Origin of the sequence: Sphingomonas sp. GC_Shp_5, assembly GCF_026540855.1 — a bacterium.
In the GTDB taxonomy this organism is placed as follows: domain Bacteria; phylum Pseudomonadota; class Alphaproteobacteria; order Sphingomonadales; family Sphingomonadaceae; genus Sphingomonas.
In genome coordinates this window covers 14,277-38,889 of the sequence record NZ_JALNUP010000018.1, presented here as the reverse complement: position 1 = coordinate 38,889, position 24,613 = coordinate 14,277, and the positions used below count along the sequence as shown (strand labels likewise).

The following is a 24,613-nucleotide window of genomic DNA, read 5'->3' as shown; positions in this document are numbered from 1 at the left end:
ACCGCTCCCCCGAAGCCCCGCAACAGACGGCGGGCAATGATGGGCCCGGCGCCTAGCGTGGCGTCGCAGCCACGCCGGCCGCGTCAGGTCGCGGCGGCAAGGGCGCATCCGGACCATCGCCGCGGCCGTCGTGCGGTCCATGTGGCCCGTGTGGCGGCCCGGCAAGCGGCCCCAGTGCCACCACCTTCCTGTCCGGCCCGACCAGAAAGGCCGCGTGCACGAAGCCGCGGTCGAAACGGCCCTGGACGATGAGCGGCTGGCCGATCGCGACCAGCTGGCGCCGGTCGCCCTCATGCCCGGTAACGACCAGCGCGCGGCCGGTGGTATCTTCCATCACGAACTTGCTGCCGTACACCTCGACGACCCGCCCGCGGATCGTGACGATGCCAGTGGATGAGAGCGCGCGGATCGCGGTTGGAACGATCGGTGCCATCGTCGCCGACGGGCGGGTCTCCGCCACCACGATCGCGCCGGTGGCGCCGCCCGCCGCCAGCAGCACGGCGCCGACGGCGGCAAGTCCGGCCCGGCGGCCGAAAGGGAAACGTGGGCGATGTTGTTGATCGGACATGGGATGCTCCTTTTGTTGATGAAGCCTGGTTACACGCCCGCCGCCCCCACCCCGCTGAACCGCCCCGTTCAGTTTGGGTTGGGCTTGCTACTATAGATCGCCGTCGAAAGGATCGGTCTTGCGCATATTGCTGGTTGAGGATGACGCGACGCTGGCCGACGGCATCGCCCGCGCGCTGCGCGCCGAGCGGTTCGCGGTCGATATCGCCACCGATGGCGTGGATGGCGGCCATCTCGGCTCGACCGAGCGTTACGATGCGGCGGTGCTCGACCTCGGCCTGCCCCGAAAGGACGGCATCGCCGTGCTGCGCGAGTGGCGCGCCGAAGGACGCGATCTGCCGGTGCTGATCCTGACGGCGCGCGACGGCTGGTCGGAAAAGGTCGCCGGGTTCAAGGCCGGCGCCGACGACTATCTCACCAAGCCGTTTCGCGTCGACGAGGTGATCATGCGACTGCGGGCTTTGGTGCGCCGTGCCGCCGGTCATGCTGGCGCGCTGGTCACCTGCGGCCGACTGACGTTCGATGCGCAGCTCGGCACCTTCGAGCTCGACGGCTTGCCCCTGAAGCTCACCGCGCTCGAATGGCGGGTGCTGTCCGTCCTGATGCTGCGCAAGGACGTGGTCGTGGACCGCGGCGAGCTGATCGAGCGGGTGTATGAGGGCGACGCCGAGGTCGATTCAAACTCGGTAGAGGTGATCATCGGCCGGCTGCGCAAGAAGATCGGCGCCGCGATGATCGAGACGGTGCGCGGGCGCGGCTATCGCGTCACCGCCGGCGCGGCATGAGGCTGCTGCCGCGCTCGCTGTCGGGCAGGCTGCTGGCGATCTCGACGCTGACCACGATCCTGGCGCTGGCGTTCGCCGCCGTCAGCATCGCCCATGTGCTGGAGCGGTTCGTCATCCGCGGGCTCGATCAGCAGCTGGAGGCGGAAGTCGGCATGTTGCAGCGCGCGGTGCGCAGCGACGGCACGCTCGACCGGACCCGCATCGTCAACCTGCCGGTGTTCGAAGACCCTGGCCAGGGCTGGGGCTGGCAGGTCGAGAGCCCCCGCGGACGATGGACCGGCGGTGATGCGATGACGATCCGCCCCGCGCCGCCCGCCCTGCCCGACCGTGGAGGTCGTCGCTTCGAAGGGCGCACGGCAGGCATGCCCGGCGAAGGCATCACCGCGACCGGGGAACACGTCCACGCTCGCGAATTGACGGTGTCGACCTCCGCCGGCGAGGTAACGGTGGTCGCCGGCGGCCCACGCCGTCTCGCGACGGCGCCGCTGCGGGCGGCGATGGTGCCGCTGCTCGGCTCGCTCGCGATCCTCGGCCTCGTGCTCGCGCTTGCCACCACCATTCAGCTGCGCATCGGGCTGCGCCCGTTACGCGCGTTGCAGGTGGCGCTCGGCGAGGTCCGCGCCGGCCGCGCGCGCCACGTCCCCGAAGACCAGCCGGCCGAGCTTGCCCCCCTTGCCGCCGAGCTCAACGCCCTCGTCGATCAGAACCAGGCACAGCTCGAGCATGCGCGACGCCATGTCGCCAACCTTGCCCATGGGCTGAAGACGCCGCTTGCGGCGCTCGGCATCGAGCTGGCGACACGCGGCCGCGACCCCGACGGCGGCTTGCGCGCGATGGTCGCCGACATCGACCGCCGGGTTCGCCACCACCTCGGTCGCGCTCGCGCCGCCGCACCGGGCAGCGGCTATCGGGCGCGGACGGTGCTCGCTCCGGCGATCGCCGACCTCACCGCGGTGATGCGCGGTATCAACGCCGAGCGTGCGCTGGCGGTGACGATCGAGGTGGCGCCGGACCATGCCGTCGCCGCAGACCCGCAGGATCTCGATGAGATGCTCGGCAATTTGCTGGACAACGCTTGGCGACATGCAAGCACGGCAGTCGCCCTCAGGGCAGTCGCGAGCGGATCGGCGATCGAGCTGACGATAGAGGATGACGGGCCCGGCCTCACGGATGAGGCCATCGGCGAGGCGCTGGTACCCGGTCGCAGGCTTGACGAGCGCGGCGACGGCCATGGCTTCGGCCTGCCGATTACCCAGGAACTCGCGGAGTTGAACGGCGGCGCGCTGAAGCTGGTGCGGTCGCCGCTCGGCGGGTTGCGGGCGGCGCTGACCCTGCCGGCGGCTTGAACCGTCCCTCGGCCGGCTCGATCGGGCGAAGGTTCGGCCGCCCGTCAGTTCTTGGCGTCGGTCGACCGGCGCCCGGTGGTCCGCTCGGCGACGATGAACTCGGACGAGCGCAGGTTGATGCGATCGTAGAGCTCAAGCAGGTGATTGATCTCTTCCACGATCGCCTGCTGTTCGCCGCGCCAGCGATCGCTGGCGTCGGCGCTCGGCACACCGTTGCGGCCGTCATGAATGGTATAGCCTTGGTCAAGCAACCAGAGCGCATCCTGTGCGCGTGAGCGCTGGCGCCGCAGGTGAAACACCCACTGTTCAATAACCCCCGACGGAACCAGTCTCTCGATCTCACCCATCGGGCGCGGATACGGGCGAATGCCGGCAGATGCCAGCCGGTTCGCTCATCCGGACGATCCCAGGGCCTATCCGCATCAGCCCGCCCGACCCGACCGCCGCCGCCGCACGGCAAGAACCACGGCCGATATCGCGAAGTAGAGCGCGCCAAAGGCCGCGTAAGGCGCGATAGCCGCAACACTGAGGGTGAGCGACGCGTCGGCCGCTCGTCTCACCATGAACACCCCTGCCAGTCCTGATTGCGCACCGCTGAGGATCATCGGCCATTGCGCGTCGGCGGTGCGCCAGCGGCGGATCGCGGTCGCAAGCTGGAGGACGCCGGCGAGCGTCGCCCAGACGCCGATCACCGCGACCACGGGGTGAAACCCGTGCGGCACGGCAAGTATGACCGCGAGCGTCACCGCCCCGCTGACGACGGTGTTGAGAAGCTGGGTGGGATTGGCCCGCAAGCCGCCGGTGCGGCTGGCGTCAACATAGTTGGCGATGCAATCCCACAGCGGATAGGCGATGATCAGCGCCACCGCGATCGGCGATGGTGACCGGTCGGCCGTGACTGCCAAGATCACCCAGGCAGCCGAAAACAGCGCACGAACGGTGTAATAGCGCATCAACCAGCGGTCGGCGGCGTGAGAAGGTGCGGCGGTGGTACCCATGTCGATAAATCTTTCGATGTGAGGAAGGCGCAGGAGACCGGCTCCGCACATGAGCGCGGAAGGACGGCCTAAAGGGGGAAGAACGGTGAACGGCTCGCGCCGCGGGATCAGGTCACAGCTGGAAGTGCCGCGGCAGCAGCCATCGGCTGAGCGCGGCGACGGCGGTGCAGCCCGCGGCATACCAGACGACAATGTAGAGCGGGTCGTTCATCGGGCAGCACAAGGTGAACACCAGCGCGCCGCTGGTGCCTGCGGCCAGCCCTGCGGCCAGCGCGCTCGCCCGGTGGTGCACCGGCGCCGCCCGACGCATCGCGAGCGTTAGCGCGGCGAGGAGCGGCAGCGCGAGCACGATGATAGACACCGCGCACAGCAGGCCATGGGCCGGCGCCAGGCGGACGAAGATCCCGCGGTGAGTGTCGGCTGCCGATGCTAGGAACCCGCCCGCAAGCATCTCCACACCCACCGCGCCAAGCGCGACGACCAGCCCGCGTCGCGGCGAGTCTGGTGGGGAGAAGGAGCGTAGGGCGGTGGTGCAGGTGATGCCGGCGAGGAGGGCGAGGCTGGCGATCTTCCATAGAAACGGGGGCGAACCTGCCATTCGGGCCATGTCCGGCCGCAGCAGGCCGAGCGCCACGATCAGCAGCGCCTCGACAACGGCGAGGCCCAGCAGCAGCAGCGCCTCGCGCGCCATGCTGCGTCGCCTGACCGGCCGCAGGTCCGCGGCGAGATCGAGGATCAGGGCGCTATTCGACATCGTGGGTCTTCTCGATGAAAGCGGTCAGCCGGCTGAGCCCGCGGTGGATGGTCATCTTGACGGCCGAGGCCGACAGGCCGGTCTCGCGCGACGCATCCTCGATGCTGTAGCCGTGCAGTTTGACCAGCCTGATGACCTGCGCCTGCGCCGGCGCCAGCCTGCCGAGCAGGCTCGCCAGCACCGTCGCGCTCGTCACCGACCGCTCATGATCGTCGACCGCCAGCGCATCGCCGAGCGGTTCCGAGGGACGGCGGCCGAGGCTGCGGAGCTGGTCGATCCACTTGCGCCGGGCGATGCCGGCGAGCCAGGGGCCGAGCGGCAGCCGCGGATCATAGGTATGCCGACGGCGATGGATCGCGAGCAGCGTCTCCTGCACCGCATCGTCCACCTCGCCGGCCGGCAGCCGGCGCCGGAAATAGTGCTCCAGCCAGGCCGTCACCTCGGTGAGTAGGCGCTGATAGGCCCCCGCATGCCCATCCTGGGCGGCGGCCATCAGCGCGCCCCATCCATCAACTGCCACGGGCGCACGATCTGCACCCGGCGCCGTCGCGCGCGGGGATCGCGGCATCAGTCTGGCAGGAAGGCTCAGGTGCATGCAGCCTTATTCGCCACGGATCGCCGATCGGTCACGCCGCAGCGACATTTTTTTTCCGCTGGTCGCATGATCGCGCTTTTCACGCGGCCGGGATGCGCCATGATCCGACCTGGAACGTTCACCCCGCCGGATCCCTAACGAGCGAACATCATGAACAGCAAGATGGCCACCCACATGTCCGGCAAGGCCGGCTTTATCGCCGCGCTCGACCAGAGCGGCGGCTCGACCCCCGGCGCGCTGCGCGCCTATGGCATCGCCGACAGCGACTACCACGGCGACGCCGAAATGTTTCGGCTTATCCACGACATGCGCGTCCGGATCATGACGGCGCCATCGTTCCGCAGCGACGAGGTCATCGCGGCGATCCTGTTCGAGGCCACGATGGGCGGGGCGGTCGACGGCACGCCGGTGCCGACCTTCCTGTGGGAGAATCGCGGGATCGTGCCGTTCCTCAAGGTCGACAAGGGGCTGGAGGAAGAAGCCGACGGGGTCAGCCTGATGAAGCCGATTCCCGGCCTCGATGCGCTGCTCGACCGCGCGGTCGGGCTCGGGATCTTCGGCACCAAGATGCGCTCCACCATCCGCCTCGCCTCGCCGAGCGGCATCGCCGCGATCGTCGCGCAGCAGGTGGAGCTTGCCGAGACGATCGCCGCACACGGCCTGCTCCCCATCCTCGAGCCCGAGATCCTGATCACCAGCCCGGACAAGGCGGGCGCGGAGCGCATCCTGCGCGACGAGCTGCTGCGCGCGGCAGACCGCTTGCCCGCCGATCGACAGATCATGATCAAGCTCACCCTGCCCGAGGAGGCCAATCATTACGCCCCCCTCGTCCGCCACGACCGGGTGATGCGCGTGGTCGCGCTGTCGGGTGGCTATAGCCGCGACGAGGCGTGCGCGCGCCTTGCCGTCAACGATGGCGTGATCGCCAGCTTCTCGCGCGCGCTGATCGGCGATCTGCGCCGCGACATGGACGATGCGACATTCGATGCCGCGCTGGCCGCCGCAACCGACCAGATCTTTCGCGCCTCCACCGTCAAGGTCGGCGCCGCCTAGCAGGCGACGCTGACGGGTTGACGGGCGGCTCAGCGGCGCGCGTCACCCGTGCGACAGCGGCCCGCCCGCGGCGAAACCGCCATAGCGTTCGCGCCAGGCGGCAACCTCGTCGCGGAGATCGGCGGGCGCGGGATCGCCCGAGACGATCAAGCGGGCGACGTCGTCGGCCGGGTGCATCAACATCTTCTTGGATCCATCGCTGAACCAGACCGGGATCAGCTGGTCGCACAGCTGGTCGAGCACGGCGGCGGCCATGCCATTCTCGATCGCGGCGCTGCCCGCGAGCAGGCGGACGTTGATCGACACGCCTTCCAGGCAATTCTGCGGCTCGCGCACAAAATTGAGCGACACCAGCAGGCCGCTCAGGTCCGGCCGGGCATCATCCGGCAGGCCCGCGACGCGTCGCCACGCGCAGAACCACGTCCGGCAGATGCCGGGCCGAATGGCGTGGATGCCGCACCCCCGGGGCGTGAGATGGACGCAGGGCGTTCCCGCAGGCTTGACCAGATCGGGCGCATCGACCGTCAGCACGGTGCAGCACACCGTGCAGTCGCCGCAGCCACGATCCTGCAGGACGGGCCCGAGCAGCTTGGTTTCCAGATCACCGTCGACAGCCATGCGGGTTCGACGTGCCTCCACCCGCGTCGGAAAACAAGCGCGCGCGCCACGCCGAGGTCAGCCCGCCAGCCGCGTCACTCGCCGCGCTAGTTGCCGATCCGCACCGCGCGCTGGGTCAGCACCATCGACATCGGCCCCTTGGGCGACGTCCCGGTGATCGAGGCGCGGCCCGCGAAGCCACTAGCGTCGAACGTGCCGGCGCGCAGAATGCGGAGCGGCGCGCCCTTCTTCTGCGGGCAGGTCAGTGCCTGGCTGTAGCGGCCGTCCTCGATCCGTTGGCTGTCGACGTGGCATTGCGCCTTCGGGTCCGGCGCGATCAGCGCCTCGACGCCCTGCCCTGCCGTCAGCCGCTTGTGCTCCGCCTTGGACTTGCCGCGGATCATCCGGACGATGAAGCCGGGCACGCCTGGCAGCGACACCTCGGCGACGGTCGACGTCACGTCCCACCGGCCCGGCGCCATCGCGGGACTGGCAGTGCTGGCCGAGGCGAGCAGGACAAGCGTGGATAAGATTGTGGGCACCATGGCCCTTCATACTCAAGCCGATCACGTTGCGCAGTCTTTCCCTGCTTTCCTGGCTCGATCACCCGCGCCAATGATGCCGGTCCGGAGGTCGGCCCGCCTGCGAGGCAGGCGCGCGTCAGGTAGAGATCGTCGCGACCGACCCTGAATCCACCCGCAGCCCCGCGCCGTTGATGAAGCTCGCCTGCTCCGAACACAGGAACACGATCGCCGCCGCGACCTCCTCGGCCTTGCCGCGGCGCTTGAGCGTCATGCCCGGGCGCTCTTCCGCGAGGAAGCTCTCGATTGCCCCGTCGAAGCTGCTGCCCTGCTCGTCCGCGCGCTTGCGCATCATCGCATCGGTCATCGGCGTCGCGATGAAGGCGGGCGAGACGCTGTTCACCAGCACGTTGTCGGCGCCATAGGCCTTGGACAGGCCCTTGGCGAGGCTGAGGATACCGGCCTTGGACGCGCAATAAGCGAGCTCGTCGACATAAGGCTGCACCGCATCTTCGGACGCGATCAGCACGATCCGTCCCCAGCCGTTGCGCCGCATCGCCGGGATCGCCGCGCGGCACATCCGCACCGCGCCCATCAGGTTCGTCTCCAGCGTGTCGTGCCAGCCGGCGTCGTCGACATCGAGGAAATCGCCGGTCGCGCCAGTGACGCCGGCGGCGTTGACGTAGATGTCGGGCGCGCCGAGCGTGGTCGTGGCCGCGTCGAACAGGCGGTGGACATCGGCCAGATCGGTGACGTCGGCCTCGACCGCGATCACCTCGCCCAGCGCGGCGAGCTCGGCATGGGCAGCCGCGAGATCGCCGCCCGGCTTGTCGGTGATCGCGACCCGCACGCCCTCGGCGAGCAGCAGCCGTGCGGTTTCCTTGCCGATTCCCGAATCCGCGCCGCTGACCAGCGCGATGCGCCCCTTGATACCCAGATCCATGCCGTCACTCCTGCCGATACTCCTGTTCAATCGGCGGCCCCGGCTGCGGTTCCGGCACCACGCACGCGCCGTCGCGTTCATGCCTCGACAAGGAGAGTTGCATGGACCTTCAGGCAGCAGCGGTGCTCAAGCGATTGGCAGCCCTCGTACCCGCGAGCGATCCCGATACCGACGATGACACGTGGCTCGCCACCTTCCGCTACCAGACCGCGCTGCTGCGCGAATTCAGCGGGGCCGCGATGCCGCTCGACAGCACCGCGGTGGTGATGGCCGGGAGCACGCCAATCCGACTGTTCAATCCCCCGGCGCGCTCGGGCGCGGTCCTCTTCCACATCCACGGCGGGGGCGGGATCGCCGGGTCGCTCGACATCCATGATCCGGCGTTGCGGCTGCTCGCCCATCACAGCGGCTGGCAGGTCGCCGCGCCCGACTATCGGCTTGCGCCGGACAGTCGCTTTCCGGCCATGCTGGAGGAATGCTATGCGGCCCTGCTCGCAATCGCCAAGGATGCGCCGCGGATCGTGGTGTCGGGCGACAGCATCGGCGGGACGATCGCCACCGCGCTGGCGATGCTGGCCCGCGATCGCGGCGGTCCCTCGATCGCCGGACAGCTGCTGCTCTACCCCAACACCGATCTTCGCCGCGACGCGCCATATGGCTCGCGGCGCAGCGAAGATGGCAACATCATCGCCGGCCATGACCTGGAACGGCAGATCGATCTGTACCTGGGCGACGACGCCGCGCGCACCGACCCACTTGCCTCACCGATGCTCGCCGACCTCGCCGGCCTCGCCGGCCTGCCGCCCGCGTTCGTCGCCACCGCGCAATGCGATCCGTTGCGCGACGAAGGCGAGGGCTATGGCCAGCGGCTCGCTGCGGCAGGCGTGCCGGTGGTTCACCATCGCTACCCCGGCATGATCCATGCCTTCCTGCAGATGGCCGGCGCGATCGACCGGACGCACGACCTGCTTACCGACATCGCAGCTTGGCTGACACCCCTCGCCACGGCGAAGGATTGATCGCCCGCGACCCCATCAGGCCCGGCTCGCCGCCTTGGCTGCGGCGGCGGTGACAAGGCCAAAGACCAGGTGGTTGACGCCGTGCATGCCGATCGTCGCCGGATCGGCGCGCCACTCCGGCTCCTTCACGCCGAGCGCGGGACCGGCGAGCCAATGCGCCGCGACGTAGAAGGCAAGGCCGAACGCCAGCCCGCTCGGGATCACCGCCGCATCCTCGTCGGTCGCGGCGGCATAAGCGGCGGCGGCCAGCGCGGACAGCGCCAGGTGACCACCCTGGATCACCGCCTGCTCGCGCGCGCTCGGCAGCGCCGTGGCATCCGGCGTATCGAGGCCGACCCGGCGAGCCGACGCGCGCTCGAGCGTGGCGAGCTCGGATGGCTCGCCGCTCTTGCGCTCGCCGGCGATCAGCAGCGCGCTGATGCCGAGGCCGGCGACGAGGCCGCCGGCGATCGCGCCGGCGAACCGGCGGCCGCTCATGCGGCCTCGGCCTTGTCCTGCGCCAGGCTGGCGGCATCGATCACGTAGCGGAAGCGCACGTCGCCCGATTTCACCTTCTTATACGCCTCGTTGATCTCCTGGATCGGGATCAGCTGCACATCGGGCGCGATGCCGTGCTCCGCGCAGAAGTCGAGCACCTCCTGGGTCTCGGCGATCGAGCCGATCAGCGAGCCGCCGATCGTCTTGCGGCCCATGATCAGCTCCTGGTGGTTCCAGCCGGGCATCTGCGTGAGCGCGCCGACCGAGACATAGGACGCGCCATGCGCCAGCAGCGGGATGAACGGATCGACCTTGTGCTTTTCGGGAATGGTCGAGAGGATGAAGTCGAACTGCGCCTCCAGTGCCGCAAATGCCTCCTTGTCGCCCTCGACGATGCCCTTGGCGCCCAGCTTCTCCGCTTCGGCTACCTTCTCGCGGGTGGTGGTGAACACCGTCACCTCCGCGCCCATCGCCCGGGCCAGCTTGACCGCCATGTCGCCAAGCCCGCCGAAGCCGACCACGCCGACCTTATGCCCTGCCTTCACGCCCCAATGCTTGAGCGGCGAATAAGTGGTGATGCCGGCGCACAGGATGGGTGCCGCCGCCTCGACCGGCAGCGAGGCGGGGATCTTGAGCACGAAATCCTCGCGCACGACGATCACGTCGGAATAGCCGCCGAACGTATTGTCGCGGCCATACATGTTCTCGCCCGTCTTCGCCTGCGACGCAGGCTTCATCGGGCCGTTGTACGTGGCGAGCCAGCTGTTCGGCCCCTCGCAATATTGCTCCTCGCCTGCCTTGCACGGCGCGCATTCGTGGCAGCTGTCGATCATGCACCCGACGCCGACCAGATCGCCGACGGCATGCCTGGTGACCGCCGATCCCGTGGCGGCGACCCGCCCGACGACTTCGTGCCCGGGCATGCATGGATAGACGGTGTTGCCCCAGTCATTCTCGCACTGATGCACGTCCGAATGACAGACGCCGCAGTAGAGGACCTCGATCTGCACCTCGTTGGGCTTGGGCTCGTCGCGCTCGATCTCGAGCGGCTTCAGCCGCGAGAAGCTGTGCTTGGCGGCATAGCCGGTGGCCTTGATCATGATCGTCTACCTTGCTGTTCGGGTCTGCACGCCTCAACGCGCCCGTCCCGATCGCTATCCCGCCAATCCGACGGCTTCGGCGGAAAGCATCTCGACGCCCATGCCAGATGCACGCTGCTGTTGATCGCATGGTCGCGCGGGCTTTGCCTACCTATCCTGCGATGCGAGGGCAGCGGTCGCGCCGGTCGAGCCATGACCCGCAGCAAGCCATCGACATGGCGGCGCAAGCCGGGCATCGGTTGATCGGCATGCTCCGCAACGATCCCACCTGGCAGGCCGGACGATGACCCTGTCTGAGCCACCGCGCTGCCGTTGGGCGCAGTCGGACCCGCTGCTGGCGCGCTATCACGATGACGAATGGGGCGTGCCCGAGCATGATGGCCGCGCGCTATGGGAAAAGCTGATGCTCGACGGCTTCCAGGCGGGGCTCGCCTGGATCACCATCCTGCGCAAGCGCGACGCCTTCCGCGCCGGGTTCGCCCAGTTGGATCCCGAGGCGGTGGCGCGGTTCGGCGGGAAGGACGTCACCCGACTGCTCGGCGACGCGGGCATCGTCCGCTCGCGCGCCAAGATCGAGGCGACGATCGGCAACGCGCGCGCTTACCTCGCGATGCAGGCGGCGGGAGAGGACTTCGCGGCGTTCGTGTGGGGGTTCGTCGGCGGCGCGCCAATCGTCGGCGATGGCCACAAGGCGCTCACCCGATCGCCCGAATCCGAGGCGCTGTCGGCGGCGCTCAAGAAGCGCGGGTTCAAGTTCGTCGGGCCGGTCATCGTCTACGCCTGGATGCAGGCGTGCGGGCTGGTCGACGATCATGAGGCCTCGTGCTTCCGGCGACACGCGGCGGCATGAACCCCGCGGCGACGACGGCGCACGAGCGTGACGATGTGGCGCGGGGCGAGCCCGGCGCGGTCGCCCATCCCCGCTGGACGATCGCGGCGACGATGCTCGCCTCCAGCCTCGCCTTTATCGACGGCTCGGTGACGAACGTCGCGCTGCCGGCGATGGGCAAGGACCTCGGCGGCGACGCGGCGACCCTGCCCTGGATCATCAACGCCTATCTGCTGCCGCTATCCGCGCTGCTGCTGCTCGGCGGCGCGTCCGGCGATCATGTCGGCCGGCGCCGGATGCTGATTGCGGGCATCCTCCTGTTCGCGCTGGCCTCGGTCGGCTGCGCGCTCGCGCCCGATCTGCACGTCCTGCTCGCGTCGCGCACGCTGCAGGGGATCGGTGCTGCGATCCTGATGCCCAACAGCCTGGGGATCCTCGGCAGTTCGTTCGCCGGCGAGGCGCGCGGCCGTGCGGTGGGCACCTGGGCCGCCGCCGGCGCGATCGCCAGTGCGATCGGCCCGCCGCTGGGCGGCTGGCTGATCGACGCCGTCGGCTGGCGCTCGATCTTCTACCTGAACCTGCCCGTCGCCGTCGCCGCGATCCTGATCGCATCGCGCTACGTCGCCGAGAGCGAGCCCGAGGACAAGCCGCTCGACTGGTCCGGCGCGCTCCTCGCGACGGCGGCGCTCGGCAGCCTGACCTGGGCGCTGACGTTGTGGTCGTCCCGCCATGGCGCGTCCGCGGCAAGCTGGGCCGGCCTCGGCGCCGGCGTGCTGCTGCTGCTCGGCTTCGTGTGGAACGAGCGGCAGCGCGGCGACCGGGCGATGATGCCGCTCGCGCTGTTCGCGTCGCGCCCGTTTATCGGGCTGACGCTGCTCACGCTGATGCTCTATGGCGCGCTCGGCGGCCTGCTCGTGCTGTTGCCCTATCTGCTCATCGTCGGTGGCAGCTACAGCACGACGCAGGCGGGGCTGGCGCTGCTGCCCTTTGCGATCGTGATCGGCACGATGTCGCGGCTGGCGGGGCGGCTCGCCGAGCGGATCGGCCCGCGCTGGCCGCTCACGATCGGCCCGGTCGTCACCGGCGCGGGATTTGCGCTGCTCGTCCGGGCGGACCCGCAGGCGAGCTACTGGACCAGCATCCTCCCCGGGTTGGCGGTGATCGCGCTCGGCATGGCGGGGGCCGTCGCCCCGCTCACCACCGCGGTCCTCTCCTCGGTCGACGATCGCCATACCGGCACCGCCTCGGGGTTCAACAGCGCGGTCGCGCGCACCGGCGGCCTGATCGCCACGGCGCTCGCCGGCGCGGTCATCGCGGTCCCGGCCGGCGCGCTCGCCGGGGTGTTCCACGTCGCCGCCCTCGTCGCGGCTGGCTTCGCCATCGCCGCCGGTCTGATCGCCTTCCTGACGCTGAGGCGCTGAGCGCGGCCTGGATCGTGGGGGCGAGGGCACGTTATCGGTCGCGAGCCGTTCAGCCTGCTCCACAGGAGCCGACATGACCGACGATCCGCGCACCAGCCAGCCGACGAGCTTCCCCGACGAGCCGCAGCAACCCAGCCCCGGCCTCACCGTGAAGATGAGGACCAAGCCCGATCACGGCGAGCAAAGCTACGTCGGCAAGGACCTGCTGACCTGCAAGGTGGCGCTCATCACCGGCGGTGATTCGGGCATCGGCCGCGCGGTCGCGATCGCTTATGCCCGCGAAGGCGCCGACGTCGCGATCGCCTATCTCGCCGACGAGCAGCCCGATGCGGAGGAGACGCGCGGCTGGGTCGAGCAGGCGGGACGCCGCTGCCTGCTGCTGCCCGGCGACCTGCGCGATCGCGACCATTGTCGCGCGCTGGTCGAGCGCACGGTGGCAGAACTCGGCGGTATCGACATCCTGGTCAACAACGCCGCCGCGCAGACCATGAACGAGGGGCTCGACAGCATCGACGACGACGAGATGCAGGCAGCGTTCGCGGTCAACATCTTCGCCATGATCCACCTCGCCAAGGCGGCGGCGCCGCACATGAAGCCGGGCTCGGCGGTCGTGAACACCACCAGCGAGCAGGCGAAAGTCGCCGGCAAGAGCATGATCGTCTACGCCGCGACCAAGGGCGCGATCTCCAGCCTGACGGTCGGCTTGTCGAACCTGCTGTCGGCCGACGGCATTCGCGTTAACGCGGTCGCCCCCGGCCCGATCTGGACGCCGATCCAGCCGATCGCCAAGTCACCCGACGAGCTCGAGACGCTCGGCCACAACACCCCGCTGGCACGCGCCGGTCAACCTGCTGAACTCGCGCCGGCCTATGTGCTGCTCGCATCGGCGGAGGGCAGCTACATGTCGGGCAACGTCATCGCCGTGACCGGCGGCGTACCCATCTCCTGAGCGGTCGCGAGCGGGCGGCCGGCGCCGTCAGTGCGTCGGGCTGTCCGCGGTGAACGGCGAGCAGCAGGGCTTGGTCACCGGCTGGAACTCCATCAGTTCCACCCGCGTGCCATCGGGATCGTAGAGGTTCGCCTGCCACTTGCCATCAAGCCCCATCTGCGGGCCGTCGTGCCGCGGGCTGAGCCGGTCCTCGGCGATCAGCTTGGTCACCGCCGCCTCCATGTTGGCGACGCCGAGCGACAGGTGGTTGAGCACGCCAAGCTCGCGGGTGTCGATGCGGGCCTCGTCGGTGGTCGAGCCCGGGCCGACCATCATATACTCGAGCCAGTCGTGACCGTCGGGGACCTGCTGCGAGATCCAGTCGGTGGCGCCCTCCTTCATCGCGCCGTGCCAATAGGGCCGGAAGCCGAGCAGCTCGCGGTAGAAACCGTCCTCGGCCGCACGGTTGCGCACGGCATAGCCGATGTGGATGATCCGCCCGCTGATCGCACCGGGCGTCACCTGCGCCGCGCCGCCGGCCGGCTGCACGAAGCGGATCTCGTTGCCCTCGGGATCACGGGTGGCGAACCAGCGTTCGCCGGTGGCGCCGGTCGCCAGCGCCGTTACCGCCTTGACGCCCCGGCCGATCAGATAACGGCGCAGCGCCGCGGCATCGGCGGTCGTAAAGGCGACATGCGCCAGCCGGCTCGGCCCATGTCCCGCCGGCAGCGGCAGCACCTCGACATACTGCCGGTCGCTGAACAGATAACGGACGCCGCCCTGATCCTCGGGATCGGCGACCTTGCTGGCGCCGAGCACGCGCCGGTAGAAATCGTCGGACGCGACAGGGTCGGCGGTGTAGACCGCCAAGTGCGACACGCCGGTGATCGCCGGGCGCGATACCGGCTGCGCCGCGGGTGCCGTTCCGGCTAGAGCGGCGACAACCGCCAGGATCAATGCTCGTCCGATCATCCGATGCCTCGTTGATGCAGGTGGGGGGCCAGGCGCTCGGCCTATTCGGGTGCGACCTGGGCAGTGCCGGCGCGGGTCAGCGTCATCATCGCACGATCGGCGGCACTATAGGGCCGCCACGCCGGTGCGGCGCCGCCATTGGGATCACCGTTCTTCACGAAATTGACCAGATAACCGCTGATCGCGCGCGCCGCGGCGCGATCGGTGGCGGTGGTCGCCGCGGCATATTTGATGTCGGCGGTGTCGAAGAAGAAGGGGATATCGGTGGCGTGCGCCGCGCCCTTGGTTTGCGGCGTTTGCGCCGACGTCGCGACATAGTCGAACCGGTAATAATAGACCGGCACCTTCTGCCCGGCGAACAGCCCGGCTAGGTCATGGGCACCGGCGATCATCGGCCCGGTCGCGCCGCCGATGTCGTCGCTGGTGGCGCCGATCATTACCGGCACGTGCGCGAACCGTCCCGCCCGATAGGCGGCGAGGCTGTCGACGAAGGTATGGCCATCGGGAACGGGGCCGCTGTAGCCGCCCCGGGCCATCGAGGCGAGATTGAGCCCGCCGATCACCTGCTCGGCGGGCAAGGCGCGCAGCTTCGCGGCCGCCCGCGGATCATCGGCGGCGATGCCGTTGCTCGCGGCAAAGGCGATGCCCGCAGCTTCGGCGGTCGCGAGCGACGCGCCGTTGCTGGATGCGGTGCCGCCGGACTGCACCACGGCGCGGCGGAACAGCCCGGTCGCCGCCGGCGATGTCAGCAGCGCATGGACCGACATGCCGCCCGCGCTCTCGCCGATGATCGTGACATTGGCCGGGTCGCCGCCGAAGCGCGCGATATTGGCCTTCACCCAGCGCAACGCGGCGAGCTGATCGAGCAGCCCGTAGTCGGCATCCGCGGGCACGAGCCGCGGGTGCGCGAAGCTGCCGAACCGGCCAAGCCGATAGTTGAAGCTCACCACCATGATGCCCGCCCGCGCCAGCGCCGCGCCGCTGTAGGTCGGCGGCGACGAGCCGCCGTTGACGAAGCCGCCGCCATAGATCCACACCATCACCGGCAGCGTCTTCGCCGCGCCCGCCGGCCGCCAGACGTTGGCATAGAGGCAGTCTTCCGCCGGCGCAGTGCCGAGCGGCGCCGCGTCGCTCGGGAACGGCAGCTGCATGCAATCGGCGGCATAGGCGCTCGCGTCGCGCACCGCGCTCCAGGGCTTCGCCGGCTGGGGCGCGCGCCAGCGCAGCGGCCCGACCGGCGGCGCGGCGAAGGGAATGCCCTTGAACGAGACCACGTCCGCCTCGTTCGCGCCGCGGATTGGCCCATAAGTGGTGCGCACCACCGGCGCGGTCTGGGCGACCGCCGCACCCGCCGTCATCATGCCCGCCAGTGCCGCCACGCGTAGAATGTTGGACCTCATGCGCCCCTCTCCGGATCATTCTTATTTAACAGCATCGATGACACGTCCGCCGCCTCCTGGGCAACCAGTTCGTGGCATCCGACGAAACGGCTGGCTCCCTGCCCTGCCGGTCGTGCCGCTGGCCGTCGGCTGCTAAGTGACCGCTAGCCATCCCACCGGAAGTCGGCTCGGTTCACCGCAGGCGCATGAACAGCGTGAGCGCGTTGCGGACGCTGTCGGCGAAGCGATCGTAGATCATGCGCGAAACCTCGGCGATGACGGGCTGGCGATCGCGTCCCCCGCGCGCGAACACCGCGACGGCCAGGCGCCGGCCATCGGGCATGGTGATGAACCCGACATCGTTGGTGACGCCGTCGAGCGTACCCGTCTTGTCCTCCACCGGCGTCCCGGCGGGCAGCAGCGCGCGGATGCGGCGCGTACCGGTCGCGCATCGGCTCATCAGATCGAGCAGGATCGACCGGCTTTGCGCGGACAGGACGCTGCCGGTGTCGAGCTTGTTCAACAGCGCGACCATCGCGATCGGCGTCGCCACATCCTTGCTATCGGCGAGGTGGCCGCGCTCTCGCAGCAGCTGAGCGATGGTTCGGTCCACCCGGATGCCGGTGATCTTGTGCGACCACAGCCACTGCTGGACCGCGGCGGGGCCACCGACCGCCGCCAGCAGCTGATCGGCCGCCTGATTGTCGCTGTGGACGATCATCAGCTCCATCACCTTCGCGGCGGGACGGCCGGCGATCGTGTCGCCGAGGCTGCGTTGCCCCAGATCGACCTCGGTAAGATAGGCGGCGGCGATGGCGACCTTGACCGTGCTCGCCATCGGGAACGGCGTATCGCCGTTGATGGCCACGGCCGAGCCATCGCGAAGGTCGATCGCGGCAATGCCATATTCACCGGCATGTCCGGCGATCAACGTGCTCAGCGCTTGCTCAAGCCCGATCAGCTCGGGTGAGCTGGCACTCGCCGGTGCCGAGATGAGCAGGCTTGCGGCGATACCGGACAGAAGCAGGCGATACAGGGGTAGGCGCATCTTCATCCTTGAGGATTGTTCCTGAGCGAATGGCGCATGGTAGCAGAACAACCTGAACACACCGTGTGGCAAACCCGGCTGCGTCGTCATCAGGGAAGGTCGCGAATCCAGATGTTCCGGAAGCTGATCGGCGCGCTGGGATCGCCGTGATCCTGGAGCTTGATCGGCGCCCGGCCGTGCGCCTTGTAACTTGGCTGGCCAATATATTGGGTGGGGCCCTTCAGCACGCTGTGATCCTGCACCAGCACGCCGTTGAAGAGGACGGTCACGCTCGCCGGGCGGTTGACGCCGCCATCGCTGGCGAAGACCGGCGCGGTCCACACGACGTCGTAGCTCTGCCATTCGCCGGGCGCGCGCGCAGGGTTGGCGAGCGGGATGAGCTGTTTGTAGATGCTGCCCGCCTGCCCGTTGACATAGGTCTTGTTGCGGTAGCTATCCATGATCTGCAGCTCATAGCCGTCGTCGCCCTTGCCGGTGGAGGCGAGGAACAGGCCGCTGTTGCCGCGCGCCTGGCCCGTCCCGGTGATGCCCGCCGGCACGCGCCATTCGAGGTGCAGCTGATAGCTGCCGAAGCGGCGTTTGGTCTCGATGTTGCCGGTGCCCTTGGCGACGGTGACGATGCCGTCGGTGACGACCCAGCGTGCGGGGGAGCCATCCTTGGTGCTGACCCATTGCGACAGGTCCCGCCCATCGAACAAGCGGATGGCGTCGGCGGGTGGCGGGGCGGCAACGAACGCGCCGGGCACCACGACGGGCGGTTCGGGCGTCCACACTTCGGTATCCTCAGGCTTGGCCGACGGCGCTGCCTGACCGGCGAGCAGCGTCGCCATGATGAATAGCGTTTTCACAGCGTCCATCCTTCACGATAGTGGCGGTCGAGATATTGGTTGGCGTCGGCGATGTTGGTGATGCGCCCGGCGTTGCCGTCGTAGCGGATCGCCTGGCCGGCGCGCATCGCGACCATGCCGAGCAGCATGGTCTCGTTCAGCGTCACGGCATCGGCGAACGGCGACGATGCCTTGGCCTCGCCCCGGATCGCCGCGATCCAGTTCAGCTCGTGGCCGTCGCGACCACCGGCAATGCGCGACAGGCTCGGCGGGATCGCCGCCGCGCGCGCCGCCGTGCCCTCGCCGATCAGCACCGGCTTCTCGCCATAGGTTTCGTGCATCAGCATGCCCTTGTCGCCGACGTAAAGAACGCCGCCGCCGGGGTTCATCACCACGCCCGCTGGCAAACCGGCCGGGGTCGGCGGCATCAGCCCGCCGTCATACCAGGTGAGCCTGATCGTTCCGCCGGGCGCATTGCCGAAGTCGAAAAAGGTAGTGCCGGCCAACGGATAGCTGCCGATCTCCGCCGGCGGTTTGTCGTCCCAGAGATTGTCATCTCCGCCCCACATCGAGTGGCGGCTCTCGACGGCCGTGGGCAGCCCGAGCGACAGCGCCCATAGCGGAAAGTCGAGCAGGTGTGCGCCCATGTCGCCCAGCGCCCCGACCCCGAACGGCACCCAGCCGCGCCAGTTGAAGTGGGCATAATCGGGGTGGTAGCCCCAGCCCACCGTCGCCGGGCCCAGCCACAGGTCCCAGTCGAGGCTTGGCGGCGTCGGGATCGGCGCCGGCCGGGCGATCCCCTGCGGCCAGACCGGGCGGTTGGTCCAGGCATGAACCTCGCTGACCCGGCCGATCACGCCGCCGCGGATCAGCTCCACCACCCGCCGCCCGTCATCGCCCGAATGGCCCTGGTTGCCCATCTGGGTGACGAGCTTGGGCCTCGCCGCCGCGAGCGCGTTCAACACCCTGCCCTCGCGGACCGTGTAGGTCAGCGGCTTTTGCACATAGACGTGCAGGCCCCGCTCCATCGCCATCTTGGCGGCGACGGCATGGTGCTGATCGGGGGTGGCGATCAGCACCGCGTCGATGTCGCGCTGCTTGTCCAGCATGCGCCGATAGTCGGCGTAGCGCGTGGCGCGGTCATAGGCGGCGCGCAGCGGTGCCATCTCGGGCCTGGTCGCGCCCTTGGCGTCGACCAACGATTTGGCGACATGATCGAAATCGACATCGGCGACCGCGACGATGTTCTGCCCGGTCAACTTGCTCATGTTGCTCGCGCCCATGCCGCCGCCGCCGATCACCGCGATGTTGACGCGATCGCTCGGCCGGATGCGCCGGGCGCCGGCAGCGGCGGGCACGGCAAGCGAGGCGGCGGCGCCCAGCATGGTTCGTCGTGAGATGGCGGTTACCTCCACATCGCTCTCCTCCTTATCGGACGGCTTATCGCGCCGCTCCGGTTGTTCGCCGCACGATCAGTGCGTGCGGCAATGGCTCTGGTGCGGCAACCTGCCCGGTTCCGCGCAGCAGGTCGACCAGAAGCTCCACCGTGCGCCGGCCGATCGCTTCGGTCGGCTGGGCGATGGTGGTCAGCGCCGGCTGGAAGAATGCGGCGAGCGGCAGGTCATCGAACCCGACCACCGACACGTCATCCGGGCAGGACAGGCCCGCGGCCCTGATCGCGCCGATCGCGCCGAGCGCCATCACGTCGCTGAAGCAGAAGATGGCGGTGACGCCGGTGGCGATCAGCCGCGCCGCGCCGTCGAACCCCGATTGCGCCGAATAGTCGCCGCGCGCGATGCCGAGTGCGAGACCGCGCTGCGCGGCGGCGGCGCTTGCCCCGGCGAGCCGGTCGCGGCTGGGCGGACTGACGTCGGGGCCGGTGACCACGCCGATCGCGCGATGCCCGAGGCCGGCAAGATGCACGATCGCATCGGCACCCGCCGCGGCATTGTCGATGTGCACGCTCGGCACGCCGAGATCCGCGCTATATTCGCAGCCGTTGACGATCGGTGCCCGCTCGCCTGCGGCGAGCGCCGCCAGATTGTCCGGGAGATGATGGCCGAGGAAGACCAGGCCATCCACCTCGCGCCGGAGCAGCATCGCGCCATATTGATCCTCGATGTCGGGATCGTGCCGCGTGTCGCCGAGCACCACGCCGTAGCCGGCATCGCGTGCCGCCTCTTCCGCGCCACGAATGACGCTGGCGAAGAACGGATTGGAGATGTCGGGAACCGTGACCAGGATCTTGGCGGCACGCAGCGTGCGCAGCGAGCGGGCGGCGACGTTCGGGCGATAGCCCAGGGCTTCCACCGTCTGCAGCACGCGATTGCGGGTGTGCGGCAGGACACGCTCGGGGCGACTGAGCACGCGCGACACGGTTGCGGTGGAAACACCGGCGGCGGCGGCGACATCGATGATCGTCGGCATCTCCCCTCTCCCCCAGGCGCCAGATGTAATCCTTTACATCCGCGTTTGCGCGCCATAGTCAACTTTCAGAGGCGAGCAAATCGCACGGGAGAGGTGAGGAATGGCCACGCTGGGCTCGACTGTTCCCCAAGGCATGCCGCGGCGGCTGACCGGCCGCCTGAGCGCGCTGATGTTCATGCAGTTCTTCGTGTGGGGCGCGTGGAACGTGACGCTCGGCCTCGTCATGCAGACGGCCGGGCTCGGCTCGATGATCGCCAACGCCTTCTCGGTGGGCCCGATCGCCTCGATCGCCGGATCCTTCCTGCTTGGCATGGCCGCGACCCGCTATCTAAGCCCCAAATTGCTGATGGTGATCCTGCACCTCGTCGGCGGCGCGATCCTGTTTTACCTGCCCGCGCTGGTGACGCCGGCGCATGGCGGCGAGTTCGTCTGGCTGCTGCTCGGCTATATGATCCTCTACATGCCCACGGTCGGCCTCGCGAACACGATCGCGCTGAAGAGCTTCGGCGAGCGCGTCGACCGCTTTCCGTTCGTGCGCGCGTTCGGCACGCTTGGCTGGATCGCGGCGGGGCTGCTCATCGGCTGGGCGCAGCTGTCCGCCAGCGCCGAGATCTTCCGCGTCGCCGCGATCGTCTCGGTCGCGCTCGGTCTCTACAGCTTCACCCTACCCAACGTCGCCGCCGATGCGCCGCCCGGCGGCAGCCTGGTTCGCCAGGTGCTCTGCGTCGACGCGTTCGCGCTGTTGCGCCAGCGCTCGTTTCTGGTCTTCATCGCCTGCGCGACGCTGATCTCGATCCCGCTGGCGATGTATTACGCCTATGCCTCGCCCTATGTCGCGGCGGCGGGGATCAGCAATGTCGGCGGCACGCTGGCGATCGGGCAGATGTCCGAGCTATTGTTCATGTTCTCGATGCCGCTGCTCTACCGCCGGTTCGGGGTAAAGCCGCTGCTGCTCGTCGGCATGATCGCCTGGGCAGTCCGTTATGCGCTGTTCGCGATCGGTGACGGCGGATCATCGCTCTGGGCGGTCTACCTCGGGGTGGCGCTGCATGGCGTATGTTACGACTTCTTCTTCGTCGCCGGCGCGATCTACACCGGCACTATCGCCGAGCCGAAGGGCGTCAACGCGCAGGCGCAGGGTATGCTGACGCTGTTCACCTATGGCGTCGGCATGCTGCTCGGCTCGCAGATCGGCGGGCTGCTCTACGCACAGCTGCCAGCGGCGCCGTCGATCGCCGACTGGCACGGCATGTGGTGGTATCCCGCGATCGCCGCGGCCGCGATCGCGCTGCTGTTCCAGCTGACGTTCAAGGACAGGTCGCGGATGGAGGCAAGGCCATGACCGCGATGAAGGGCCCCGCCATCTTCCTCGCCCAATTCCTCGGCGACTCGGCGCCGTTCGACACGCTGGACCACCTCGCCGAATGGGCCGCGGGCCTGGGCTATGTCGGGGTGCAGATACCGTGCGACCCACGGCTCATCGACCTCTCGCTCGCCGCCAGCAGCAAGGACTATTGCGACGAGCTGCGCGGGCGATTGGCGCGACACGGCATCGAGCCGACCGAACTGTCGACGCACATCCAGGGTCAGCTCGTTGCCGTGCATCCAGCCTATGATGCGCTGTTCGACGGCTTCGCGCCGGCCGAGCTTCGCGGCCGTCCGGCCGAGCGGCAGCGCTGGGCGGTGGAGCAGGTCACCCTCGCGGCGCGGGCGAGCGCCAACCTCGGCCTGGCAGCCCATGCAACCTTTTCGGGCGCGCTTGCCTGGCCCTATGTCTATCCCTGGCCGCAGCGCCCCGCTGGCCTGGTCGAGGAGGCGTTCGCCGAGCTGGCGCGGCGCTGGACGCCGATCCTCGATGCGTTCGACGAGGCCGGCGTCGATTGCGCTTTCGAGATCCATCCGGGCGAGGACCTGTTCGACGGTGCGACCTGGGAACGGTTCCTCGGCGCCGTCAACGAGCATCCGCGTGCGCGGCTGCTGTTCGACCCGTCGCATTTCGTGCTGCAGCAGCTCGACTATCTCGATTTTCTCGATCGCTATCACGACCGCATCGCCTGCTTCCACGTCAAGGATGCGGAGTTCAACCCCAATGGGCGCACCGGCGTCTATGGCGGCTATGAAAGCTGGGTGGACCGCGCCGGTCGCTTCCGATCGCTCGGCGACGGTCAGGTCGATTTCGGCGCGATCTTCAGCAAGCTCGCCCAATATGATTATGCCGGCTGGGCGGTGCTCGAATGGGAATGCGCGTTGAAGCACCCGGAGGACGGTGCACGCGAAGGCGCGCCGTTCATCCGCGACCACATCATCCGGCGCACGGAACATGCGTTTGACGACTTTGCCGCGAGCGGCGCGGATGCGGGTGCGATCCGTGCTCTTCTCGGCCTGGAAAAGGACCGCTGATGCCGCGGCAGCCGCTTCGCCTGGGCATGGTCGGTGGCGGCGAAGGCGCGTTCATCGGCGCCGTGCATCGCCGTGCCGCGGCGCTGGATGGCGACTGGCGGCTGGCCGCCGGCTCGTTCAGCAGCGATGCCGGCCGCAACACCCGCACCGGCGACGCCCTGGGGCTGGACGCCCGACGCGTCTACCCCACGCTGGACGCGATGATCGCCGGCGAGCACGCCCTGCCGGCGGCCGAGCGCATCGATGCGATCGCGATCGTCACCCCCAATTACCTTCATGCACCGATGGCGATCGCCGCGCTCGAAGCCGGGTTTCACGTGATGTGCGAGAAGCCGATGGCGATGACCGTCGCGGAGGCGGAGGCGATTGCCGCAGCGGTGTCGGCCAGCGGGCGGCAGTTCGCGCTGGCCTTCACCTATGCCGCCTATCCGCTGATCGAGGAGGCGCGGCTGCGCGTCAGCCGGGGCGATCTCGGCCCGATCCGCCTGGTCCAGGTGGAGTATCTTCAGGGCTGGTTGAGCCAGGCGATCGATCGCGAGGGCAACCGTCAGGCCGAATGGCGCACCGATCCGGCACGGGCCGGCGCCGGCGGCTGCCTCGGCGACATCGGTACCCATGCGTTTCAGCTGGCCGAGCATGTCTCCGGCTTGCGGGCGGACACGCTGTGCGCGGATCTTGCCACCCATGTCGCGGGGCGCCGGCTCGACGACGATGTCAGCGCGCTGCTCCGCTTCGAGGGTGGTGCGCGCGGCGTGCTCAAGGTGACGCAGGTCGCGGCCGGCGAGGAAAACGGGCTGAGGCTGCGTATTCATGGCGCGCAAGGCGGGCTGGAATGGTCGCAGATGGAGCCGAACACGCTCACCCTGCGCTGGCTTGACCGGCCGACCGAGCAGGTCCGCGCCGGTGGACCGTCTCTGGACCCGAGCGTCGCCGCGCAGTTCCGCACGCCGTCCGGTCACCCCGAGGGCTATATCGAGGCGTTCGCGAACATTTACCGCGGCCTGGCTGCGGCGGTTCGCGGCGAGAAGCACCCGCGCTTTCCCGATATCGCCGATGGCCTGCGCACGATGCGCTTCGTCGAGGCGGTCGTGGCGAACGCCGCGTCGGACAGCAAATGGCATGCGATCGATCGTGATAAAGAACACAGGAGAGACTGAATGAAGCTGCTGTTGGCGTTCACCGGAGCGGCAATCGGGATCGGGGTGTTCGGCCTCGTGACCGCGCCGTCCATCGCGCAGGCTCCCGCATCCAGCGCACAGGTGTTCGGGCAATGTCGCGCGTGCCACACGGTCGAGAAGGGCGGGCGCAACGGCATCGGGCCGAACCTCAACGGCGTCTTCACCCGCCCGGCAGCCTCGGCGCCCGGTTATACTTACTCGCCGGCGCTGAAGAAGGCGGGGCTCAAATGGGACGACAAGACCCTGTCGACCTTCCTGGCGGGCCCGCAGAAACTGGTTCCGGGCACACGCATGCCGATCGGCGTCGCCGACCCGGCCAAGCGGGCCGCGATCATCGCCTATCTGAAGGCCGAAACCGCAAAATAACGAATGGCCGCCGCCCCTTGCCTACCGTCATAGCGGAGGCGGCGGCGGTGGACGGCAGAGACACGGAAGCCGGGAGAGAGAAG

At 69.0% G+C, this 24,613-nt stretch carries 27 protein-coding genes; 11 read left to right on the top strand and 16 right to left on the bottom strand.

Translation table 11 applies throughout. The features are described from left to right. Positions 1-52: 52 nt before the first annotated feature. Complete coding sequence (locus OXR60_RS14335; RefSeq protein ID WP_267396614.1) at positions 53-568, bottom strand: hypothetical protein; 516 nt, start codon at positions 566-568, stop codon at positions 53-55. Between the two features lie 118 nt (positions 569-686). On the opposite strand from OXR60_RS14335, the gene OXR60_RS14330 reads away from it, so the two are divergent. Together OXR60_RS14330 and OXR60_RS14325 are read left to right on the top strand one after the other, a co-directional pair. Then, on the top strand, positions 687-1,352 hold the full coding sequence (locus tag OXR60_RS14330) for a response regulator transcription factor (RefSeq protein ID WP_267396613.1): 666 nt from the start codon (positions 687-689) through the stop codon (positions 1,350-1,352). After that, the gene (locus OXR60_RS14325; protein ID WP_267396612.1) at positions 1,349-2,698 is read left to right on the top strand and encodes a HAMP domain-containing sensor histidine kinase; all 1,350 of its coding nucleotides are present in this window, start codon (positions 1,349-1,351) and stop codon (positions 2,696-2,698) included. The genes OXR60_RS14330 and OXR60_RS14325 overlap by 4 nt, the downstream gene beginning before the upstream one ends. Positions 2,699-2,742: 44 nt before the next feature. Here the strand turns inward: OXR60_RS14325 and OXR60_RS14320 are convergent, their stop codons facing one another. The 4 genes from OXR60_RS14320 to OXR60_RS14305 form a co-directional block, all read right to left on the bottom strand. Then, positions 2,743-3,045 (bottom strand): hypothetical protein, encoded by a 303-nt coding sequence (locus tag OXR60_RS14320; protein ID WP_267396611.1) that lies wholly within the window; start codon positions 3,043-3,045, stop codon positions 2,743-2,745. A gap of 75 nt (positions 3,046-3,120) precedes the next feature. Next, positions 3,121-3,696, bottom strand: a complete 576-nt coding sequence (locus tag OXR60_RS14315) for a DUF308 domain-containing protein (protein ID WP_267396610.1) — start codon at positions 3,694-3,696, stop codon at positions 3,121-3,123. 112 nt (positions 3,697-3,808) lie between these two features. Continuing rightward, positions 3,809-4,450: a DUF1109 domain-containing protein gene (locus OXR60_RS14310; protein ID WP_267396609.1), complete on the bottom strand. Its 642-nt coding sequence runs from the start codon at positions 4,448-4,450 to the stop codon at positions 3,809-3,811. Further along, positions 4,440-4,943: a sigma-70 family RNA polymerase sigma factor gene (locus OXR60_RS14305; protein ID WP_267396653.1), complete on the bottom strand. Its 504-nt coding sequence runs from the start codon at positions 4,941-4,943 to the stop codon at positions 4,440-4,442. The genes OXR60_RS14310 and OXR60_RS14305 overlap by 11 nt, the downstream gene beginning before the upstream one ends. Positions 4,944-5,195: 252 nt before the next feature. Here OXR60_RS14305 and OXR60_RS14300 point away from each other — a divergent pair, with 252 nt between their 5' ends. Then, positions 5,196-6,098: a fructose bisphosphate aldolase gene (locus tag OXR60_RS14300; protein ID WP_267396608.1), complete on the top strand. Its 903-nt coding sequence runs from the start codon at positions 5,196-5,198 to the stop codon at positions 6,096-6,098. A gap of 42 nt (positions 6,099-6,140) precedes the next feature. Here OXR60_RS14300 and OXR60_RS14295 read toward each other — a convergent pair whose 3' ends face one another. The 3 genes from OXR60_RS14295 to OXR60_RS14285 form a co-directional block, all read right to left on the bottom strand. After that, positions 6,141-6,716, bottom strand: coding sequence for a YkgJ family cysteine cluster protein (locus OXR60_RS14295; protein ID WP_267396607.1), 576 nt, complete (start codon positions 6,714-6,716; stop codon positions 6,141-6,143). Between the two features lie 86 nt (positions 6,717-6,802). Beyond that, positions 6,803-7,240, bottom strand: a complete 438-nt coding sequence (locus OXR60_RS14290; protein WP_267396606.1) for a DUF3617 family protein — start codon at positions 7,238-7,240, stop codon at positions 6,803-6,805. A 115-nt stretch (positions 7,241-7,355) separates the two neighbouring features. Beyond that, a complete protein-coding gene (locus OXR60_RS14285) occupies positions 7,356-8,159 on the bottom strand; it encodes an SDR family oxidoreductase (protein ID WP_267396605.1) in 804 nt (267 codons plus the stop codon). 101 nt (positions 8,160-8,260) lie between these two features. Here OXR60_RS14285 and OXR60_RS14280 point away from each other — a divergent pair, with 101 nt between their 5' ends. Beyond that, positions 8,261-9,178, top strand: coding sequence for an alpha/beta hydrolase (locus OXR60_RS14280; RefSeq protein WP_267396604.1), 918 nt, complete (start codon positions 8,261-8,263; stop codon positions 9,176-9,178). A 15-nt stretch (positions 9,179-9,193) separates the two neighbouring features. Here the strand turns inward: OXR60_RS14280 and OXR60_RS14275 are convergent, their stop codons facing one another. After that, complete coding sequence (locus tag OXR60_RS14275; protein ID WP_267396603.1) at positions 9,194-9,655, bottom strand: hypothetical protein; 462 nt, start codon at positions 9,653-9,655, stop codon at positions 9,194-9,196. Continuing rightward, positions 9,652-10,755 carry an NAD(P)-dependent alcohol dehydrogenase gene (locus tag OXR60_RS14270; RefSeq protein WP_267396602.1) on the bottom strand — a complete coding sequence of 368 codons (1,104 nt, stop codon included), beginning with the start codon at positions 10,753-10,755 and terminating at the stop codon, positions 9,652-9,654. Before OXR60_RS14270 ends, OXR60_RS14275 begins: the two co-directional genes overlap by 4 nt. Before the next feature lie 283 nt (positions 10,756-11,038). On the opposite strand from OXR60_RS14270, the gene OXR60_RS14265 reads away from it, so the two are divergent. From OXR60_RS14265 to OXR60_RS14255, 3 genes are all read left to right on the top strand, one after another. After that, positions 11,039-11,605: a DNA-3-methyladenine glycosylase I gene (locus OXR60_RS14265; protein WP_267396601.1), complete on the top strand. Its 567-nt coding sequence runs from the start codon at positions 11,039-11,041 to the stop codon at positions 11,603-11,605. Continuing rightward, entirely contained in the window at positions 11,602-13,005 is a 1,404-nt protein-coding gene (locus tag OXR60_RS14260; RefSeq protein WP_267396600.1) for an MFS transporter, read from the top strand. Before OXR60_RS14265 ends, OXR60_RS14260 begins: the two co-directional genes overlap by 4 nt. A 73-nt stretch (positions 13,006-13,078) precedes the next feature. After that, positions 13,079-13,954, top strand: coding sequence for an SDR family oxidoreductase (locus tag OXR60_RS14255; protein ID WP_267396599.1), 876 nt, complete (start codon positions 13,079-13,081; stop codon positions 13,952-13,954). Positions 13,955-13,981: 27 nt separating this feature from the next. On the opposite strand, the gene OXR60_RS14250 is transcribed toward OXR60_RS14255, so the two are convergent. The 6 genes from OXR60_RS14250 to OXR60_RS14225 form a co-directional block, all read right to left on the bottom strand. Next, a complete protein-coding gene (locus OXR60_RS14250) occupies positions 13,982-14,890 on the bottom strand; it encodes a VOC family protein (RefSeq protein ID WP_267396598.1) in 909 nt (302 codons plus the stop codon). Positions 14,891-14,946: 56 nt separating this feature from the next. Further along, positions 14,947-16,305 (bottom strand): carboxylesterase family protein, encoded by a 1,359-nt coding sequence (locus tag OXR60_RS14245; protein WP_267396597.1) that lies wholly within the window; start codon positions 16,303-16,305, stop codon positions 14,947-14,949. Positions 16,306-16,477: 172 nt separating this feature from the next. Continuing rightward, positions 16,478-17,332: a serine hydrolase gene (locus OXR60_RS14240; RefSeq protein ID WP_267396596.1), complete on the bottom strand. Its 855-nt coding sequence runs from the start codon at positions 17,330-17,332 to the stop codon at positions 16,478-16,480. Between the two features lie 89 nt (positions 17,333-17,421). Next, the gene (locus OXR60_RS14235; RefSeq protein WP_267396595.1) at positions 17,422-18,180 is read right to left on the bottom strand and encodes a DUF1080 domain-containing protein; all 759 of its coding nucleotides are present in this window, start codon (positions 18,178-18,180) and stop codon (positions 17,422-17,424) included. Then, a complete protein-coding gene (locus OXR60_RS14230; protein ID WP_267396594.1) occupies positions 18,177-19,544 on the bottom strand; it encodes a Gfo/Idh/MocA family oxidoreductase in 1,368 nt (455 codons plus the stop codon). Before OXR60_RS14230 ends, OXR60_RS14235 begins: the two co-directional genes overlap by 4 nt. A 55-nt stretch (positions 19,545-19,599) precedes the next feature. Then, positions 19,600-20,586 carry a LacI family DNA-binding transcriptional regulator gene (locus tag OXR60_RS14225; RefSeq protein ID WP_267396593.1) on the bottom strand — a complete coding sequence of 329 codons (987 nt, stop codon included), beginning with the start codon at positions 20,584-20,586 and terminating at the stop codon, positions 19,600-19,602. A 100-nt stretch (positions 20,587-20,686) separates the two neighbouring features. Here OXR60_RS14225 and OXR60_RS14220 point away from each other — a divergent pair, with 100 nt between their 5' ends. The 4 genes from OXR60_RS14220 to OXR60_RS14205 are packed head-to-tail and all read left to right on the top strand — an operon-like array spanning position 20,687 to position 24,530. Beyond that, positions 20,687-21,928, top strand: coding sequence for an MFS transporter (locus tag OXR60_RS14220; protein WP_267396592.1), 1,242 nt, complete (start codon positions 20,687-20,689; stop codon positions 21,926-21,928). After that, a complete protein-coding gene (locus OXR60_RS14215; RefSeq protein WP_267396591.1) occupies positions 21,925-22,986 on the top strand; it encodes a sugar phosphate isomerase/epimerase in 1,062 nt (353 codons plus the stop codon). Before OXR60_RS14220 ends, OXR60_RS14215 begins: the two co-directional genes overlap by 4 nt. Further along, positions 22,986-24,143, top strand: a complete 1,158-nt coding sequence (locus tag OXR60_RS14210; RefSeq protein WP_267396590.1) for a Gfo/Idh/MocA family oxidoreductase — start codon at positions 22,986-22,988, stop codon at positions 24,141-24,143. The genes OXR60_RS14215 and OXR60_RS14210 overlap by 1 nt, the downstream gene beginning before the upstream one ends. Beyond that, positions 24,144-24,530, top strand: a complete 387-nt coding sequence (locus OXR60_RS14205; RefSeq protein WP_267396589.1) for a cytochrome c family protein — start codon at positions 24,144-24,146, stop codon at positions 24,528-24,530. Positions 24,531-24,613: the final 83 nt, after the last annotated feature.